At 40.3% G+C, this 19103-nt stretch carries 15 protein-coding genes; 5 read left to right on the top strand and 10 right to left on the bottom strand.

Annotated elements, in window-relative coordinates:
- Position 1: 1 nt before the first annotated feature.
- The 5 genes from IEX60_RS18135 to IEX60_RS18155 all read right to left on the bottom strand — a co-directional run bounded on the left by IEX60_RS18135 (position 2) and on the right by IEX60_RS18155 (position 5976).
- The gene (locus IEX60_RS18135; RefSeq protein WP_188752826.1) at positions 2-1450 is read right to left on the bottom strand and encodes a LysM peptidoglycan-binding domain-containing protein; all 1449 of its coding nucleotides are present in this window, start codon (positions 1448-1450) and stop codon (positions 2-4) included.
- Positions 1451-1676: 226 nt separating this feature from the next.
- Positions 1677-1859 carry a twin-arginine translocase TatA/TatE family subunit gene (tatA, locus tag IEX60_RS18140; protein WP_188752827.1) on the bottom strand — a complete coding sequence of 61 codons (183 nt, stop codon included), beginning with the start codon at positions 1857-1859 and terminating at the stop codon, positions 1677-1679.
- Positions 1860-2077: 218 nt separating this feature from the next.
- Positions 2078-3364 (bottom strand): murein hydrolase activator EnvC family protein, encoded by a 1287-nt coding sequence (locus tag IEX60_RS18145; protein WP_188752828.1) that lies wholly within the window; start codon positions 3362-3364, stop codon positions 2078-2080.
- A gap of 88 nt (positions 3365-3452) precedes the next feature.
- Positions 3453-4325, bottom strand: coding sequence for a lipoprotein insertase outer membrane protein LolB1 (lolB1, locus tag IEX60_RS18150; protein WP_505808976.1), 873 nt, complete (start codon positions 4323-4325; stop codon positions 3453-3455).
- Positions 4219-5976 carry a tetratricopeptide repeat protein gene (locus IEX60_RS18155; RefSeq protein ID WP_188752830.1) on the bottom strand — a complete coding sequence of 586 codons (1758 nt, stop codon included), beginning with the start codon at positions 5974-5976 and terminating at the stop codon, positions 4219-4221. Before IEX60_RS18155 ends, lolB1 begins: the two co-directional genes overlap by 107 nt.
- 91 nt (positions 5977-6067) lie before the next feature.
- Between IEX60_RS18155 and rplM the strand changes: the two genes are divergently transcribed.
- From rplM to IEX60_RS18180, 5 genes are all read left to right on the top strand, one after another.
- The gene (gene rplM / locus IEX60_RS18160) at positions 6068-6511 is read left to right on the top strand and encodes a 50S ribosomal protein L13 (RefSeq protein ID WP_188752831.1); all 444 of its coding nucleotides are present in this window, start codon (positions 6068-6070) and stop codon (positions 6509-6511) included.
- 11 nt (positions 6512-6522) lie between these two features.
- Positions 6523-6909: a 30S ribosomal protein S9 gene (gene rpsI / locus IEX60_RS18165; RefSeq protein WP_188752832.1), complete on the top strand. Its 387-nt coding sequence runs from the start codon at positions 6523-6525 to the stop codon at positions 6907-6909.
- A gap of 21 nt (positions 6910-6930) precedes the next feature.
- Positions 6931-7806 carry a 30S ribosomal protein S2 gene (gene rpsB / locus IEX60_RS18170; protein WP_188752833.1) on the top strand — a complete coding sequence of 292 codons (876 nt, stop codon included), beginning with the start codon at positions 6931-6933 and terminating at the stop codon, positions 7804-7806.
- Positions 7807-7915: 109 nt separating this feature from the next.
- Positions 7916-8755, top strand: a complete 840-nt coding sequence (tsf, locus tag IEX60_RS18175; protein ID WP_188752834.1) for a translation elongation factor Ts — start codon at positions 7916-7918, stop codon at positions 8753-8755.
- Between the two features lie 354 nt (positions 8756-9109).
- The gene (locus tag IEX60_RS18180) at positions 9110-9571 is read left to right on the top strand and encodes a response regulator (protein WP_188752835.1); all 462 of its coding nucleotides are present in this window, start codon (positions 9110-9112) and stop codon (positions 9569-9571) included.
- Positions 9572-9583: 12 nt separating this feature from the next.
- Here the strand turns inward: IEX60_RS18180 and IEX60_RS18185 are convergent, their stop codons facing one another.
- The 5 genes from IEX60_RS18185 to IEX60_RS18205 all read right to left on the bottom strand — a co-directional run bounded on the left by IEX60_RS18185 (position 9584) and on the right by IEX60_RS18205 (position 19096).
- Complete coding sequence (locus IEX60_RS18185) at positions 9584-10669, bottom strand: hybrid sensor histidine kinase/response regulator (RefSeq protein ID WP_188752836.1); 1086 nt, start codon at positions 10667-10669, stop codon at positions 9584-9586.
- A 76-nt stretch (positions 10670-10745) separates the two neighbouring features.
- Positions 10746-12854 (bottom strand): sensor histidine kinase, encoded by a 2109-nt coding sequence (locus IEX60_RS18190; protein WP_188752837.1) that lies wholly within the window; start codon positions 12852-12854, stop codon positions 10746-10748.
- Positions 12851-13531 (bottom strand): hypothetical protein, encoded by a 681-nt coding sequence (locus IEX60_RS18195; RefSeq protein WP_188752838.1) that lies wholly within the window; start codon positions 13529-13531, stop codon positions 12851-12853. Before IEX60_RS18195 ends, IEX60_RS18190 begins: the two co-directional genes overlap by 4 nt.
- Positions 13532-13534: 3 nt before the next feature.
- Positions 13535-15853 (bottom strand): Rv1355c family protein, encoded by a 2319-nt coding sequence (locus IEX60_RS18200; RefSeq protein ID WP_188752839.1) that lies wholly within the window; start codon positions 15851-15853, stop codon positions 13535-13537.
- A 366-nt stretch (positions 15854-16219) separates the two neighbouring features.
- On the bottom strand, positions 16220-19096 hold the full coding sequence (locus IEX60_RS18205) for an NACHT domain-containing protein (protein ID WP_188752840.1): 2877 nt from the start codon (positions 19094-19096) through the stop codon (positions 16220-16222).
- Between the last annotated feature and the right edge of the window lie 7 nt (positions 19097-19103).

Here is a 19103-nt window from a genome sequence, read left to right on the forward strand (position 1 = left end):
ATCAATTGACATTGATCTTCAATGTCATTCCTGGCTTGATTTGATTGCCTTTCAATCCGTTCAGCGCTTTAATTTCCGACACACTCGCCGTACGATGCTGTTTGGCTATACCAGATAATGTATCTCCCTTTTTTACCCGATATGTGATGTACGAAGGTGAAGAAGCTTGCTTACTATATTTATCCGTGGAAGACTTCCCCTTTTCCGAATGAACACGTAGTCGCTGTCCGGGAACAATGACATTTCGCTTTATATCATTCCACGCACGCAGATCCTGTACGGTAACACGGTATCGCTGCGCTATGCCACCTAGCGTTTCGCCCTTACGAACACGATGAGTGATTACCTGATCTCCCGGAACATTCGCACCTTGCGATGCATTGAGTACTTTTGGACTTTCTACTGTACTATTCAGGGCCGCATATAAGGCTGAATAAGCTTCAGGAGGCACTTGGGGCAATATGAGTCTTTTCGGGGATTCAGGACTGCCATTTACTACCGCCCTTTTATAAGCAGGATTCAACGATTTGATGATACCTTCATCCACATTAAGGGCCTGAGCCACACCACTGAAAGGTACAAACTTCTGTACCCATACAGTTTCCGTAGTGCCTATTGCATTTTCAGACATCATAGGCACTATACCATGTTCTTCATGATATCCCAACATATACGTCATGGCGATAAATGCCGGAACATAATTACGCGTCTCTCCGGGTAAATAGGGACTGATAGCCCAATAATCAGGCTCACTAAGTCCAGATCGCTGAATGGCTCGCAAGACATTTCCCTTACCACAGTTGTAAGATGCGATGGCCAGCAACCAGTCTCCAAATTCATTATAAGCATCCAGTAAATAAGCAGCGGCAGCGTAGCTAGCCGCTATGGGGTCTTTCCGCTCATCAATATAGTTGTCCATTGTCAGATTATACATCCGGGCAGTGGTAAACATAAACTGCCATAAACCAGTGGCCCCTACCCGGGATATCGCATGGGGATTTAGCGCAGACTCCACAATTGACAAGTATTTAATTTCATCAGGCACTCCCATTTCTTCGAAAACACGTTCGTAGATGGGAAAATAATATTTCCCCAGCCCCATCATGTTCGAAAGGTATCTTTTATAGCGATCTGTGCTATATACGTCGATATACGATTGTACCTGAGCATTGTAAGTAAGCGGCACGATCTTTTGTAAATAGGCCAATCGCCCTTCCACGGTAGCCGGCACAAATTCAAAAATCTCCGACATATCACGCTGCTCATCGAGATCAACAAAATTTATATGATCTGCAATCAAATCAAGCTGCGTACTGATGTAATTGGCGGTACTGTTTTTAGCAGAGGTATCTGCAGACAGCGAATCGAGAGGGAAAGTAGTTTTCGAAAATGCCAGGTGTGCACAGAGCACACTACTTACGGCCACTGCCGAAATTCCTTTTAACTTCATATTTCGTTTAGTAGGTATTTTATGCCATAAAACCTTCTAAAGGCACAATATGACCTTTTAGTTAACAATTAAATTGCCATTGGTTAAGTATATCCTTCTGATGGAAAACGCGCACGTTGATTTTTTATTGTGCAGCAAACGGATAAAAGTGCTTCGAATAAATAAGAAACTTTACACCGAATCGGTCATCCGGTATAAAGCTTTTCATAATTTGGGTACAAGCTTTTTATTTATTCTCTTCCAACTCTTCTTTGGGAGTTTCTTTTTGCCCTTCTTTAAATTCGCGGATACCACGTCCCATTCCACGCATCAATTCGGGAATTTTCCGCCCCCCAAATAATAAAAGAAGCGCCAAAACAATCAGAATAATTTCTTGTGCACCGAGAAATAACAACACTGAATCTAACATAATCGTTGCTTTAAATTACTAACTTCACCCGTTTACTGAGGAGTGATTTCGCAAATGTACGGATAATATTTTTCAATAGAATAATTATTGACTCATTATTTGCTTTTCTCCGGTATCATTAAACGGCCTTGCGAAGTATGTTTTCTATTGCAATGAAGTTTGCATAAATTACTCATGCTTTTTTGGGGCGAAGAGTCATGCAGATTTTATTTGCCCGATTATTTGGCCAACCACGGTTCTGGATTAATGGGAGCGGACCCCTCCCATATTTCTAAATGTACTTCAGAGGTCCCATCATTGGGGTCCACCAAGGCAGACCCTAAGGTTTGCCCCCGCTGTATCGTCTGTCCACGCTTTACGACCGGATTACTGAGGTTAGTGTAAACCGAAAAATACTTACCATGCTGAACAATGATGGAGATATTCCCCTGCATGTTTAAGACGGTATGAACGGTTCCGTCAAAGATAGCAAGTACCGGAGCATTATTATTCGTTCTGATATTAATTCCGTCATTTTGCACGGTAACATTCCTTCCAATGGTATGTCGCCCAAATCCTTGTGTAATAAATCCTTGCTGTACAGGCCACGGTAATCGCCCCCGATTACCCGCAAAATCAGCAGAAAGTTTAGCCGCCGCCGGCGTATTGGCCAGGACTTCAGAATCACTTTTACGGACCACCGGTTTTTCTGCTTCAATTTCTTTTACGGTTTTTCCGGTACGCTGTGCCTCTAGTGCCAAAGCCGCTTGCCGGGCTTCCTCTTCCAACCTTCGCTGTTCTTCAATTTCACGCTGAATAGCTGTCCGAATGGCGCGAGCCAAACGCTCATCTTCCTGTTGTTTTTTCTGCAGTTCCTGCTTAAATTGTTTTTCCTGTTGGGTAAGTGCCTGAAGCACTTTTGATTCAGCACCTTGTTCTTTGGCAATAGCGTTCCGTTCTTCTTGTTGATCGGCTAGCAACACTGCCTGTTCTTTTTTGCTCGCTTCCAATTGTGCCACTTTCAATGCAATGGCCTTCTGCGTTTCTTCTATCTCCTGCGCTCGATGTTTTCGTGATTCGTTAAACTGCTGCAGATATTTAACACGCTTGAAGGCCTGATTAAAATCCTTCGAAGCGAAAATAAACATCATTTTGTTATACGCATTCCGGTTACGGAAAGCAAACATGATCATGCTTTCATAATCCTTACGCAATTTTGCCAGTTGATCACGCAGGTTTTGAATGGTTTTATTGTGAGAGGCTATCTGATTATTAATCAGCCTGATTTCTTTATTGATTGTACTGATTTTCTGCTCCCGTAAACGCAACTGTGTATTTAAAGCGTTAACTTGTTTAAGGGAAAGATTACGGTCACTGGAGGTAGTTTTGAGACTTTGGTTGAGCTGTTCAATTTCCCTGTTCAGACGTTCGCGCTGTTTCTTCAGTTCTGCGCTGCTTTGGGCATGGCATATCGTTAGTGCCAGACAGCATGTAAGTGTGCTTAAAATTACCTTTATAAAATTCATCGACATGCGCGTTATCTATCTCTCCCCATTAGCCATTTATTGTCTGCGAAAGTAATAAAACTACCTTGATAATCATAACCTCGCTATATTATTGGATTGCTTTGTACCTTGTAGGTATGGTAAAAGGCATATCCAGCGCTTCATTATAAACCAATCGGCTATAGTGCATTTCGGATTGTAACTTGAATGCTTCGGCAGCGATGGAAATTTTCACGTGGCTTGGAAATACTTGCGCTTCAGAAAATTGATAATCTGCATAATACGCTTCCATGCGCTGGTTACGGATTACATCGTTCAATAGTGTATAAGTAGGTCGATAATTTGTATCCAATTTCACGGAGCATTGTAAATCATTGTGCTGACTTCGCAATAAATATCCACTTTCATTCGTCCAAACTTCTGTATCCCTTGAAACCGTTTGATGAACTACATTCCCGACCAATAGCTCCTGTAAGCTAAAAAAATCAAGTTCATCATTTGTAAAATTATAAAGATATTCAAAAGGCTTGCTTATATATTCCGCTTGCAAACGATTGATGACTTTCACACTATCGGGCGTAATCAACACCCTAGCTGCTTCAATACCCATCAATGCTGTCACCGAAATCCAAATTGCTTTGTCCCGTTCGATACGTACATTGGCAGTCACGTCATAGCTGTCCCGATTGATTGCGATCTTGCTTTTTGCCCGCCCGCTGAAAGTGTTGAAATAAAGCCGGTTAGCATCCATTTGCCGCAGTACACGTAGCCGTTCAGCGCGCGACACCTCTTTTCCCAAGGCAGCGGTTGACATGGCCGCCTTTTTGGAAGAACAGGAAAGTACTGCGACCGATACTATTCCTAAAAAGACGATCCTAATCAATAAACTGCCTTGCATTGATCTTTTTGGATAACTTATCAATATCCTTGCCAACAGCTCCCGAAATGGCCCTTGCCTTTTTCCATTGCACAATGGCACCATTTATATCACCCAACTTAGCGAGGATATCACCATAATGTTCAAGCAATGTATCCGACGCGCTCTTGGAATTTTTAATGGCTTTCTGAATCCATTCCAGGGCATCACTATATTTCCCTTGTTGAAAGAATACCCAGGCATATGTATCCTGATAAGAGGGATAATTTGGCATGAGTTCATTTGATTTTTGGGACATTTCTGCGGCAAGAGTCAATTTTTCTTTCCGCAGCGCCAGGTAATAAGCGTAATTATTCAGTGCGTATGCATTGGTACTATCCAAGGCGATAGCCTCTTCATAAGCCACATCTGATTCTGCGTGCATGTTCAACGCATTGTAAATGTCTCCAAGATTGCTGTACAATTGCGTAAGTAAAGGCGTATGTTCTTCATTTGCGGCGTTTAACGCCCCTTCCAAATAAGTTCGGGCTTCTTGATATTTTCCGTTGCCCAAAAAACCATGCCCCGTAAAGAAGAGAAGTAACGGATGGTTTGGAAATAATTTCAGGGCTTCTTTCCCATGTAACTCAACATCATCGTACTTTGCCATTTGAAGTTCCACCTGTATAAGTTGCTGCCAGATGCCTTCAATATATTGATTGATATCCAATGCTTTTAAATACGCTTGTCTTGCCGGCTCCAACTGTTGCAATTGCATATATATATCTCCCTTTACCGCATATGCTTTAGCCTCTTGTGGGTAGGTTTCTGCAAGGAGATCCGCCAATTTAGCTAACGATTCAGGAGCCATGGTTCGATTGCGATTTGCAATAGCCGTATATAATATGCCCGCTTTGGCATCAATATCCAGGCCGGTATTGATAAACGCTTGCTGAAGAAAATCATAGGCTGGCTTCTGTTTATTCATTGACAGATACGCATCTGACTTACCCAACAGGATAAGGGGGTCATTCGGGAACAAAACCGAAGCATCCTCAAGCAACGCAACTGCTTTTCGGGGTTCTTTCGTTTTCGTATAGAGCTCTGCCAATAAAATATACCCTTTGACATCTTTCGGTTTTTTGGATATAAGTGTTTCCAATTCACCGATCGCTGACTCCGTATCGTTCTGTGCCAAGTAAATCTGAGATTTAGTAAGGTATTGTTCATCCGTTTCTCCGAATCGCTGCGCAACGGTATCATAGGCGGCTAACGAAGCGTCGTACTGCTTATCTAAAAACAACACATATGCTTTCTCCTGATAGTTTGAAATCCGGTCCGGATGGAGCCGTATCAGCTCATCAAAAACGGCCGGCATTGCTTTAATATTGCCCGTCTTTTTATATATATCCAACAACGTAGACCAATACCATTCATTATCCGGATTGATGACTGCCGCATGTTTTGCGGAACGTTCTGCCTGAGTATAGTCTTCCTTTTCAATATAAATCCGAGCCAACTCAAAATGTGCAGCATCGTTATCAGGCTGCAAAAGCACCAATCTGTCAAATGTTTTTTCGGCGGCAGCGAATTGTCCGGCTGACTTTTGCTGTATTCCCTTAAAATACAACTCCTTAATCAGCAAACTATCTCCAGATGTCAAGATCTTTGGTGCGGGTACAACTGGCTGGGCAACAGCAGCACCTCCCACAGTTAATCCCCATATCATCCCGATAAGCCACTGAAAAAAACACACATTTTTTATTACTTGCCCCATAGCTTTGAAAAATCAATTTTATTATTGTACCTTTGCAGTCCCTTAAAACAAGGGGCTAAATATATTTATTAATTATTTCAAAACAAAGCAAGTGAATACGTTAAGTTACAAAACTGTCTCTGCCAATAAAAGCACCGTCAACAAGGAGTGGATTGTTGTTGACGCTGAGGGCGAGATCTTGGGGCGCTTGTCATCTCAGATTGCGAAGGTAATCCGGGGGAAACACAAGCCTTCGTACACCCCACACGTAGACTGCGGCGATAACGTGATCGTGATCAATGCAGACAAAGTTAAGTTGACTGGCAACAAACTGGAAGAAAAGGTGTACCAACGGTATACCGGTTATCCCGGTGGCCAGCGTTTCGAGTCTCCAAAACAGTTGTTGGCCAAACATCCAACACGCATCGTGGAAAAAGCGGTACGCGGCATGCTGCCCAAAAACCGCTTGGGACGTGCATTATTCAAGAACCTGTATGTTTATGCGGGCAACGAACATCCGCATACAGCACAGAATCCAAAAACTGTTAAATTCTAAGGAGCAAAGAAATGTCAACAACTAACACTTCAGGAAGAAGGAAAACCGCAGTTGCCCGCATCTATTTATCTGCTGGCAGCGGCAACATTACCGTAAACGGTAAGGATTATAAAGAGTATTTCCCTACATTGCCATTGCAATACATCGTAACCCAAAGTACAGAAGTAGCCGGTGCTACCGGAAACTACGATGTGAAAGTTAACGTAGCTGGAGGAGGTATCAAAGGACAAGCAGAAGCGGTTCGCCTGGCGATAGCTAAAGCACTGATTGAGCTTGATCCAGCGGTTAAACCTGCCCTCAGGTCCAAAGGACTGGTAACACGCGACGACCGTATGGTAGAACGCAAGAAACCCGGACGCCGCAAAGCGCGCAGGAGATTCCAATTCAGTAAACGTTAATTTTTTAAGGAGAACAGAAAAATGGCAAGAACAACATATCAAGAATTGCTGGATGCAGGTGTACACTTCGGCCACCTTACCCGTAAATGGGATCCGAAAATGGCCAAGTACATTTTCATGGAACGCAATGGCATCCACATCATCGATTTAAATAAGACACTCACTAAACTTGAAGAAGCAGCATCTGCGATCAAGCAAGTGGTTAAATCGGGAAGAAAAGTATTGTTTGTAGCAACTAAGAAACAGGCGAAGGATATTGTTGCGGCCCAAGCTAAAGCCGTAAACATGCCTTATGTAACTGAACGTTGGTTGGGCGGCATGCTCACCAATTTTGCTACGGTGCGTAAGTCCATCAAAAAGATGGCTAACATCGACAAGATGACTAAAGATGGCACTTATTCAGTTTTGTCGAAAAAGGAGAAATTGATGATACAGCGCGAACGGGTTAAGTTGGAAAATCTGCTGGGCGGTATTGCCGACCTAAACCGGTTACCGGCGGCGTTGTTTATCATTGACGTTAAAAAGGAGCACATAGCGGTAAGCGAGGCGCTGAAATTGAATATTCCAACTTTTGCAATGGTGGATACCAACTCAGATCCCACTAATATCGATTTTCCGATTCCGTCCAACGACGATGCAACTAAATCCATCAGTCTCATCACGGAAATTATCGGGAAAGCGATCCAAGAGGGACTTGAAGAGCGCAAGCGCGATAAAGAAGAAGAAGCTGAACGGGAGGCTGCTGCTGCCAAAGCAAAAATAGACAGTGGTGAAGAGCCGGAGGCTGTAGCAGAAGAAAGCAAGGCCGATGCAGATACCTCAGGAAAACGCCCGCGTAAAGCTAAAACAGAGGCTGAGGTAACGGCCGAAGCAGACGACACGCAAGACGGAGAGTAATTACGTTACAGAAACCGGATGCGTCTCCCGATACCATCCGGTTTTTTATTACCAAATCGCGTGTTTTCATAGTAGACATATTCGTAAAAAATACAAAACAGGAAATAAAATGTCCACAGTACAAATTTCAGCATCAGATGTGAACAAATTGCGCCAGCAAACAGGTGCAGGCATGATGGATTGTAAAAAAGCACTAATTGAAGCTAACGGTAATTTCGAAGCTGCCATTGATTATTTGCGTAAAAAAGGTGCAAAAGTGGCTGCAAGCCGTCAAGATAGGGATTCAAACGAAGGTGTTGTAATCGCGAAGACGACTCCTGATGGCAAAAAGGGTGTGATTATTGAACTGAATTGCGAGACCGATTTCGTAGCTAAGAATGCTGATTTTATTGCTTTTGGTGAAAGCATAGCAGATGTAGCAGTTTCCCAAGCCCCGACTTCACTTGATGCGCTAAAACAATTGGAAATAAATGGAGTAAAAATTGCTGATCTACTCCTCGATCAAACCGGAAAAATTGGAGAAAAAATAGACGTCTCCAAATATGAAACCATCGAAGCAGAAAAGGTAGTAGCATACATCCATGGCAATTACCGACTTGGCGTATTAGTAGGGCTCAACCAAGCAGTAGACGGTGTTGATGAAGCAGGTAAAGATGTAGCGATGCAAATTGCTGCGATGAATCCTGTGGCTATAGATAAGGCGGATGTAGATGTGCGTACGATTGAGCGCGAACTGGAAATTGCGAAAGAACAAATCCGTGCAGAAGGTAAGCCGGAAGAAATGGTTGAGAAAATTGCTCAGGGCAAACTCAACAAATTTTATAAAGAATCTACATTGTTAAACCAAGAGTTTGTAAAAGATTCGTCCAAAAACATCACACAATTTTTAGACGGAGTTTCTAAAGGACTGACTGTCAAGGTATTCAAAAGAGTACAATTGGGCGCTTAATAAACAACTGATTCATTACCTCTTCTACCGCACAGTATTTGAAGTAATCCCAAACCTCCTTAAACCCCATCGCAAGGAGGTTTGGTTTTTATCCTTCCGGCAAAGTTCTACCCATAAAATAGCCAGATTGTTTTAAAACGATTTTATCGTAGAATATAAATATAATTGGAACCATTAATCTATTAGATTAAATAGTTGAATTATTGTTGCTTTTTTAACGATAAAGTTTAGTAACTTGGAGTTCTTGGAAATGCGGCATCCAACATTTATATCAAATGGTGAGACTAACTACACTGGTGCTTTTAATTCCGCTTACTAAAATGATGTATTTCCCAAGATTAAATTAGCTTGGATATGGAAAAGAAAATCTCGGTTTTATACGTGGATGATGAAGAAAATAATCTAATTTCTTTCAAAGCCACATTTCGTTTGAAATACACGGTTTACACCGCATTAAATGGTGCCCAAGCCCTTCAACTGATAAAAGAAAAGCCAATAGATATCGTCATTACCGACCAGCGGATGCCACAGATGACCGGAGTAGAGTTGCTGGAAGAAATCATTAAAATCAATCCAGATCCGATGCGGATTTTACTTACCGGCTATGCCGATATGAGTGCGGTTATAGACGCAGTGAATAAAGGGAAAATATTTCACTATTTAAGTAAACCTTGGAGCGAAGAAGAACTTAGCAACACGATTCAAAGAGCCTATGAAATTTATGCGGAGCAAAAAAAAATAAAAGAATCGTTTTCCCAACTTGAAATCACCAATGAACAATTGGAATTTCTACTTCGGCAAAAATTACTTTCCTGAGCACGTTACACTTTACTTGTTTGGGATCGTTACCGTGAACACCGTCCCCTCTCCCTCAACAGAATTAACCGCTATTTCACCTCCCAATTTAACCAATGCATTTTTGACGTTGTAGAGGCCGAAACCGGTTCCCTCTGCCTGGTCACTTCCCCGGAAAAATAGCTTAAAAATATCATCAATATCCTCCGCTGCGATTCCGATTCCCGTATCACTGACCTTTATCAGTGCCTTACCGTTTTCCACGACTACAGATAGTTCTACCAATTTACTGGTATTATCCATCTTTTGATATTTAAAAGCATTGGATAATAAATTATGCAATATGAGTTTCAACGCCGTTTCATCGCTCTTAAATTCCTCCTTTTGATTGCTGTTGATTCTAAATTCTACGCTGTTGCTTTGCGTATAGATGCTATAAAAATCCTTAAAATACTTAAATAACCCTTCGAAATCAATTTCAGAGAAAGTGAGCTCACCTCGTTTTAACAGATAATAATCATGAAGACTATTGATATAGGAATTAAGTTTCAACACCGAGCTTTCCATAAGTGCCAAAATTTCATGGATACGCTCAGCCGAGTCGTATTCCAATGCCAATTTAATGGCAGACAATACACCGGTCAATGGATCACGGAGATCATGACTTACACTATAGGCAAATTTATCAAGTTCGTCATAAGCTCTTTGAAGCTCTTCATTGCGGATATCCAACATGGAATTTGCAATGTAAAACTTATTAGCCTCTTCAATGGATGAAATGATTTCCTCCTCTACCCAAGGTTTTCGAACAAATCGGAATATATGGCCTTTGTTGACCGCATCTACAATCGTCTCCATGTCAGCATATGCAGTCAACAGAATACGTACTGGTCGCGGAAAATGACGCTTTATATCATTCAAAAAATCAATACCTGTCTCTCCCGGCATTCGCTGGTCACAAAAGATGACTTGGATATTGGGATTTGATTGCAATATCTGCCGCGCCTCATCTGTGTTGATTGCGGTGTATATTGGATAACGATACCTAAACGTAGCTTTAAAGCTAATCAGGTTGTTGGCCTCATCATCAATGTAAAGTATCTCCGGAGACTTGTGCATAAAAATAAAGCGTGTTTATACGGCCAATGTAACTCCAAAACAAAATTAAACATAAAATAATTCCCATGAACGGTGTTTACACAATTTGTTGCGTAATGGGTAAAACCAAGGTGAATCTCGTCCCTTCGTTCACCCGTGATTCCACTTTAATCTCACCCCTATGTTTTTTTATTGTGTTATATACAATAGACATGCCTAATCCGGTTCCCTCCCCGACTTCTTTGGTCGTAAAAAAGGGCTCAAAAATCTTTTCTTTTATATCCTCGGACATTCCTGTACCATTATCTTGGATGGATATCAAAACATTATCCCCGTCAACAGTTGTACGGAGCTCCAAAATCCCTCCTATATCTCCATTAAATTTCTTGTTAATCGCATGAATCGCATTTGTAATGATATTAAGGAATACTTGGTTCAGTTTACCGGGATAACATTCCACCAACGGTAATTCACCAAATTGTTTGTTCACTTGTATTCCCTCTCTTATCACACTGTTAAGGATTACCAAGGTCGATTCCAGTCCTTCGTTGATGTCTGCAAATTTCAGTGAATCTTCGTCAACCCGCGAGAAGATACGTAAACTTTTCACAATTTCCGCCGTTCTTGTAGCACCCTCGTGCATTCCTTTCAACAGAAAATCAATTTCTGTTTTAAGATATTCGATGTCTTCTTCCTCTTTAAAAGTATTTATCCGTTGTATCTTTTCAGCAATGGGCAGTTCGGAGAGGGCTACCTGTTGAATAACATCCATGGCATTCCAGACTATCTGGATATCCCGCTTCAACGGAGCTACATTGGAAGTGACAAAATTAATCGGATTATTGATTTCATGGGCAACACCCGCCGTAAGCTGCCCCAATGACGCCATTTTTTCCGCCTCCACGAGTTGTGCCTGAGTTTCTTTCAAATGATCCAATGTCATCTGCAGTGATTCGTTCGTCTCTTTCAATGCATGTGTCCGCTCTTCTACCCGCTGCTCAAGCACAATATTTTGTTCCCGAATTAGTTTCTCATTTTCTTTGGAAATCAAGAGCGCCTGTGTCTGGGATTCTTCCTTTTCCTTCTTATATGTATTTATTTTATCTGCAAGTGCAAAAGACAATAATGCGGCTTCCAAACCAGAACCGATTAAGATGGAATTATTCGTAAATATATTGAAAGATAAGATTCCTACATCTTTTAATATATAAATCATGACACCGCTTAAAAAAAAGAACCAAGAAACAATTAAAAATACCGCGGGCCTGTATCCCTGGCTAAAAACATAGCCCCCGCATACCAAAATCGTAACAGATACCAAAGAAGCGTTAATTTGCAACACCTGCTGCGCAACGATATAATTTCCACTGATACTAATGAAAATACCGACTACATAGACGATAACCAGCGAAAATAACACGTATAAAAACTTAGGTGCATTCCGTCGTATATTCAGGAAGTTTACAACAAAAGGTATCGCAAATATACCCGACATTGCAATCGATAAATTTACCGACTGTCGAATCAACCACTCATTATTAGGCCACAGAAAAAGGGTAGAATACCCTTTTAAACAGGCTTGGGCAAGCCCAACCATCAAGATATAGATTACATAGTACAGGTAATTCTTATCTTTAACAGAAAAATAAAGAAAAGAATTATATAGGAACATTACTAAGATTATACCCGCATATATGCCGAAATACAAAAAATCAAAACCGATTGATTTCATGATGCGATTTTTGTCATTTAAGTAAAATGGCAAATCAAGTACATTGTGACTCCGCACCTGTAGATATACTACGCTATCTTTAGCTGAAACCGGCAAGTCAAATATTGGGAATTGTGTTGTATAAGACGAAGTTGCATCGATTTCCTCATTATTGAACCGCTGCAACTCATATTCACTGCCCCTTTTTATGTATAAATTTGCTTCCGAAAGTGTTCCGTTAAATATCTTCAACGCTTCGGAAGGCGAAGCTGATTCATATAGCTCCATTTTAATCCAATACACTGCGCTGCTTAAGCCAAAATTTAATCTCGCACCTGAAACAGGCTCAAATTCACGACCAGCAACTTGATCTATGGTAAATTGACCATCTGGATCAACCAAGTAAGATAACTTAAACGTAGGTTCGTTAGACAAACTTTGGCCGACGGTTTGCAGTGAAGAAAGAATGATAGCCAGTAGTAGAGAAGCCTTCATTTCAGGATATATTTAACCGACAGCCTGCCTTTGGGACCCATAATCTCTGTGGTCTGTTGGGGCACTTCACGAACATCAAAAATATGATCCCTATCTACTTCTGTGGCATTGGGCAGATTTTCCAAATCATCTATCTTCATAGCCGTTGCCACAAGCCCCAATTTCGGATAGTTGAAAAAACCGTCCTTACCTAAGTTCCGTTCAATCTCAAATCCAGCATTCTCACACATCTCTACGGTTACCGGTGCAGCTAATGCATATAACACATCAACCTGTAATCGATAGGCTAACGCTATTGCAGCTCTTAACAAAAAAAAACTAACGCCCATTCCCGCTATTTCGCGAGAATTCCATAAGCCGCAGGCTTCAGCTATCCGGCCATGTTGATTATTTACAATATCTACAATGCGGGCATCTACCTTTCCCACCGCATCTACAATCGGTAAATTAAAGTCAGCATCCGCTATTTGTAACCGAACACCTCCTAAAACGGCTCCATCATCTGGAGATTCCGCAACTATCACATAGGTGTTTGGATGTTCACTCCATTTTGCATTGTTGGATGTGATCATGGTTATACCATACACCTCCAACACTTTGCGGTGCCCCTCGATGAACTTCTTGCATGTTTCCGGCTCTTCAATAGCTTGTAGCGACCTAAAAGACAAAGAATTCATCAACTAGTTGTTATTTTGATGAATAAAGAATTGATCCGCATCCAGTCTAAGTGACTTGACCTGTGGATCATTTCCGTAAAATAACCGAAAGAGAAAAACCGACTCTTCTGTGCTTCCGTTATCAAAAATACTATCAAATTCGCCTTTCAGTTCTCCAAATCGATTTTGAATCCAACCCGGCATACCGGTCCCGTCTTTTCCGTGCATTAATCTTGCAAAATGTAAAACAGACGCCAAAACCGGTTGCATCGAAACTTTATTTCTTGTTGCACTTAACCAAATTCGTTCAACAGCCTTCCCCGCCTCAATAAGCGCGGTCCTGTCAAATGTTGGGATAACAACAAGTCCAATTGCCGATGCTGTTTTCATTAAATCAGCCGTCATGTTTTCCAAAGCACGGCCCAACCCCCATTCTGCAACTAATTTCACAGCCATCGGATCTCTGGCTACCCGAAAACCAATTGCATCTTTAGGACTTAATTCCAAGGTTTGGATATCCAGTCCGTCTTTGGTTTCTAGCGCCTCACGCTCCGTCCATCTAAGCTCTTTTTCAAACAATTCATAATGCCCTTGCGGAATAAAAAGCCGTAACTTTTCGGCCTCACCCGCAATAGAAGCAAGTCTTTGTACCTGCTTATCCTCCACCACGATTTTTAATTTTAAACGATCAAAGTCACGTACAGCATCCCGGAAGTCATCCAGGATGTTACCGGTTAGTCTGTTACCATTCCCTTTTCTTCTATTGGTACATCTAATGGTAAGAAAATGAGAAAGCTCGTCTTTTTCGATATCTGCGTATACAAACGAAAATGCACCGATTAGCATCGGCTCATCTTCCAGCGGAAACAAATTCTCGATAACTTTGATCCCCAAATCTTTGGCCTTCAAATTCAAATTCTCAATTGCTGTTCCGAATGTCATGTAAGATGCCATATTTTGGAAATCACCAAATGACTCTGAACGCTGGATATCATGAAAAAGATAGAACCTCGTTCCGTCATAATACCATTTCCAAGGCTGATTATTTCCGGGAGAAGGAGCCGCTGCCACTGCCGATATCAGTTCCCTTACTTCACTTTCAGTGATGGTATCAACATGCTCAGCTACCGGAGGCACACGCGACGCTGCCGCTGCCATTTCATCCGGAGAAAGTGATCTCTTGGTGTATTCAAAAGTCACATCTGTTCTTACCTGATCTCCGATTAACTCCTCCAAATCAATAAAATACCTTCCTGATTGGTTGAATTGCCCCAATAGCACACGACGGCTTACATCTGCCGCCATTCCGCCACCAAACGCGACCGCACTGGCGAGCTGTGGCCAAGTAGAAATTGTTTGGCCGATTTCAATAGCAGAAGCTTTTAACCTGGTAGACATGGTTTCAATTCCCACAATAGGTAATATATAAGGAAGCTTTTCTTCCATCGTCTTTGCAAGACGCACATTCGACAAATCCAGATGTTCTACAAACCCATGCAATATAGGGCGATCTGGTTCCAAATCAAAACGCTCAATGTCGACAGTCCCCCGGTCACTCGCCTCCATCAACACAGGGATTCCATGCTTCTTAGCAGCTAATCTACAGTTAATTTTAACGTCAACCCCATCGCACTCGTCTATTAGCAAATCCAACTTTCCGTCATGTAATAAGAAATCTTCCAGATTCGCGTCCGTTACGCCTTCGTGATAACAGGTAACTTTTAGGAAGGGGTCGATTTCGGCAATCTCTCTCGCCACTATCACTGTCTTTTTCAACCCCATGTTATGTAATCCGCTCCTTAACCTGTTTAAGTTCGTTATTTCCAATTCATCAAAATCTGCAATCCGGAGCTCCCCTACCCCCCTTTCCATACAGAGCGTTAGCGAAACCGATTGTCCCACAGACAATCCGATAACTCCAATCCGCTTTGTCATTAACCGCATCTGTTCGTCTTGCGTAATCTTATATCGATTACGGCTTGTCCTCATCGTTATAAATTCGTCTTCATCTAAAATATGAACCAATGTTTCGTTCCATGGGTAGTAGACCCAAACACCATAGTCAATTTTAGATATTCCGGCAAGATGTTCGGCCACTAACGAACGGATTTCATCACCACTTAATGTAAGTTTAGGATGGAAAGACTTTATCAGTTCCGTCAATTGTTGATCGATGGAATCGAAAATCCGGATGTAAGGCTTTTTCTCCAACAGATTGCTGAGGCCTTGACGATCACTGATATTTCCCAGTCTGAAGAATAAAGGTTTCACAACATCGCCACCAGATGGCCGCTCAGCCAATAGTTGAGCCAAAACATCAGGCTCTGAATAATTTTTTGTCATACTCGATCTTAAATTACGAAACGGCAATTGAATTGTAAAAACTCACTTTCTATTTTCTTCAATAGCAAGTGATTCTAATTTATTTAGTGCATAAAGTTAAAGAAATAACCTTTTAGTTCAAATCTTTCACAACAAATTTAGATAGACTTTGGATTGATGACTCACACACCACAATTATCGCTCATAATGAACCATTTACAGTTAACACAGTGTCCATACAAATTGCGCATCTTCCTAAAAAAAAACCTGCCCAACTTACTGGACAGGTCCTTTTCGGTAGAGGGAAGTTGCGTAAAGTCTAACCTCATTGAAGATTGTGAAGCTATTTTAAATACCAAAATTTTGTTTTAGCAATCAGGAAAATAACTATACGTAGGTTACAGGTATCCCTGTAATCTTATCGATCCTCTGAAACAGCTCAACAAAATTTTCAAATATTGCCGGGTCATGAATTTTTATTACCTCGTTTGCAAAAGCATTTTTGTTACCGGTAATTTCGTAAACGTCCTTGATTGCGGTCTCTTTCAACTTATTGTGTTGCTTAAGCAAATCATCTGTAAAATAGTGCTCAATCTCTAAAAAGTTAAACACCTGCTTCTCTTGAATATAATGCTCTCTGGAAGCGATTGCGGGCAAACATAATGCATAGACATTATAGCCCTTATATTTTCTTAACGTGTGGTTTTCAGTTTCTTCAAAATTTCTTAAGCGCTTAAACTCTTCAATTCCTCCACTATCTCTATCAAATATTCCAATTAGGATTTGATCCTGAGACAGGAGCGTATGTCCATTTTGTAGAGTTTTTCCCAACTCCTTTGCACCTCCAGATTCATCCCCGGCAGCCTTTATTTCCCAATAAGGCAAATTACCCTCTGTTAGCACCATAAACGCATGCTCAAGAATCCTCGCATCGGTTTTCCCCTCCGTAATGAGTATCACCTTACGTTCTGATCGGATCGTGTCATAATTACTAAACCTTAACTTTCCTGCCGGAATATCAGTCAATTTCTTCAATGGCGCACTTAACTTATTATAGTCTTTTTTTACTGCCTTTTTTAGTTCTTTGTAATTCTCTGATTTATTCATATCAAGGGCTAAAGTAGCCAACATCGCCAAACTTGCATCGTTTGTCAGGTTACTGTTGAATATGAGTTCTTCCAAGTAAGAACTTTCATTGATTCGTTTAGAATTTAGGGTAAGAGCCAATTTTAGAGATCGGTAACCATAGTTGGTTTGATTTAATCTCTTATACTCTTCGTAGAAATCCTTAAAAGACAGCGTTAAGGGATCCTTAAGAGTAATGGAATTAAAATTCTCATAAAAGTAGAAAACATTCATCAGTAACAATATTGGTAGCTTGTAATTTTTAAACATTGCATCTTCATCAGATGAAATTTTCATTAAGGCCTCGTGTGCCTGTATATTAATATTAACCGCTACATCGACTCCTTCTTTTCTCAGTTTGTTATCAGTCTGATATAAAGACTGCATCAAATAACCTAAACCAATTACTCCCATAAAAAAATCATTAAGCTTTGAAGCACCTTTAACTTTTTCAATGACATCCGTAAGGAATTTTGCCATATCTCTCGATTTTCCTCCATAAAAAAAAGATGCATTCTGCCAATTTATGTCGAAGAAGTTCTCTGTCATTAAGTATTCTTGATCACGTTGGTGTTTAAAAATTTCAATCGCGCCATAGTATTCCATGAATGAGTCATGACTAAACTGTATGAATTTACCATCTTTTACGACCAAAATACCTGTATTTCTAATTAGATACTCTAAAACATCCTCTATCGTACCCTTTCTAATAGGTAATGTTTTGTTATCAAAATATTTAGTGAAGTATGTGAAAAATTCTTCCCTGCTCATAGGCGCATGTTCTTTCCGCCGAAGCAAAGCGAACCCATAAAGAGAGAGTATCCGCTCTCTAAATGAACTATCTATAAATTCAAGCCTTGTCGACACTATAGCTTTTCCTAAAAGAACAGCATTAAAATTATCATAGATGTCAGTGATGGTTGCTGGTATTTCGAGATTGTTTTCTTCGTATAAAATTGAAATTAATGATAGAGTCAAAGGTGTGATAGGCATTTTTTCCAAAATACGGTTATCACGAAGAGCGTCCAATAAGGCATCTGCACGTGATTGCTCATTAAGGAAAAAATTAGATATAAATCTTTTTATCTGGTCGTTGTTAAATTTTTCAATCGAAAAATTATCAACTTCCTTCAGGATCGGATTAGAATACAATTTTTCTTGATTTCTCGAAGCGATCACGAAGTTTATAGACTTATTTTTATAAAGCTGTTCCAGCTGAGAAAGAATTTTATTTTGGTTTGTATCTTCCAGTTCATCAATTGTATCAACTAAAACAGTCAAATTATAGTCTGCATAATAGTCGATGTTTGAATCGAAAAAAGGGCGTAATTTATTTTCTATCAGTTGCTGAACATCATAATTAGTTTCAAATAGCTCTGTCAGTGATAGAAAAATTGGCAGATTCCGTTTACCTGTATTGCTTTTATTTTTTGAAATCAGCTGCTCGCCTATTTTTTTTAAAGATGTTGTTTTTCCTGTTCCTGCAGAACCAGACAAGATAAGAGGTCGCTTATTACCGCATAATTGATCCATCCCAACTTTCTTCCTTATAGGTGTATTAGTATTTTTATCCTCATAAAAATGATAATAATTCGGTTCAATAAATATTTTTAGTAGACGGTCATATTTTTCATTAAAAATCTGGAGTTTCTTTAAATCATTATCACCATATATGGACTCACAATAAGCATTTTCATATTTGAGCAATTGAACGTCATCATGCTTCCAAAAATCAGGTAAATTTTTATCAATCAAAGGAATCAAATCGTCCCGACCTAAGAAATCAATTGTAAAATTTGTTAAAAGAGATTTTAAACCTACTTGAAATCCTTTTGAAATGGTATTATTGCTAAAAACAAAAAAAGTTACAATCTTATTTGAATCAGAAAAATCAGTAATCTTATTCTTATATCCTTCGATCTCTTCCGAAGAGATTAGTTTCTCATCTAAATAGATAAAAGCATGTTTATGTTTAGATAGCGGCCCCGAATAGATGCCAGTTATGACATTATCGTCGTGGCTGATATCAATGTACCCCAATTTTTCTACGAGTCCCATTACTAAATTAAATAGCTTATCCTTTGTTAAACCTTTAACGGTGTCTATCTTTTGTTTTTGTATCGATCCTGTTGCTTCCATGTATTTC

The sequence above is a fragment of the Parapedobacter defluvii genome (genome assembly GCF_014642075.1).
GTDB classification, from domain to species: Bacteria; Bacteroidota; Bacteroidia; order Sphingobacteriales; family Sphingobacteriaceae; genus Parapedobacter; species Parapedobacter defluvii.

Excerpts from the sequence above, each read along its gene's own strand:
- IEX60_RS18135 (WP_188752826.1), bottom strand. The coding sequence starts at position 1,450 with ATGAAGTTAAAAGGAATTTCGGCAGTGGCCGTAAGTAGTGTGCTCTGT.
- tatA (WP_188752827.1), bottom strand. The coding sequence starts at position 1,859 with ATGTTAGATTCAGTGTTGTTATTTCTCGGTGCACAAGAAATTATTCTG.
- IEX60_RS18145 (WP_188752828.1), bottom strand. The coding sequence starts at position 3,364 with ATGAATTTTATAAAGGTAATTTTAAGCACACTTACATGCTGTCTGGCA.
- lolB1 (WP_505808976.1), bottom strand. The coding sequence starts at position 4,325 with ATGGTGCCATTGTGCAATGGAAAAAGGCAAGGGCCATTTCGGGAGCTG.
- IEX60_RS18155 (WP_188752830.1), bottom strand. The coding sequence starts at position 5,976 with ATGGGGCAAGTAATAAAAAATGTGTGTTTTTTTCAGTGGCTTATCGGG.
- rpsI (WP_188752832.1), top strand. The coding sequence starts at position 6,523 with ATGTCAACAACTAACACTTCAGGAAGAAGGAAAACCGCAGTTGCCCGC.
- rpsB (WP_188752833.1), top strand. The coding sequence starts at position 6,931 with ATGGCAAGAACAACATATCAAGAATTGCTGGATGCAGGTGTACACTTC.
- tsf (WP_188752834.1), top strand. The coding sequence starts at position 7,916 with ATGTCCACAGTACAAATTTCAGCATCAGATGTGAACAAATTGCGCCAG.
- IEX60_RS18180 (WP_188752835.1), top strand. The coding sequence starts at position 9,110 with ATGGAAAAGAAAATCTCGGTTTTATACGTGGATGATGAAGAAAATAAT.
- IEX60_RS18185 (WP_188752836.1), bottom strand. The coding sequence starts at position 10,669 with ATGCACAAGTCTCCGGAGATACTTTACATTGATGATGAGGCCAACAAC.
- IEX60_RS18190 (WP_188752837.1), bottom strand. The coding sequence starts at position 12,854 with ATGAAGGCTTCTCTACTACTGGCTATCATTCTTTCTTCACTGCAAACC.
- IEX60_RS18195 (WP_188752838.1), bottom strand. The coding sequence starts at position 13,531 with ATGAATTCTTTGTCTTTTAGGTCGCTACAAGCTATTGAAGAGCCGGAA.
- IEX60_RS18200 (WP_188752839.1), bottom strand. The coding sequence starts at position 15,853 with ATGACAAAAAATTATTCAGAGCCTGATGTTTTGGCTCAACTATTGGCT.
- IEX60_RS18205 (WP_188752840.1), bottom strand. The coding sequence starts at position 19,096 with ATGGAAGCAACAGGATCGATACAAAAACAAAAGATAGACACCGTTAAA.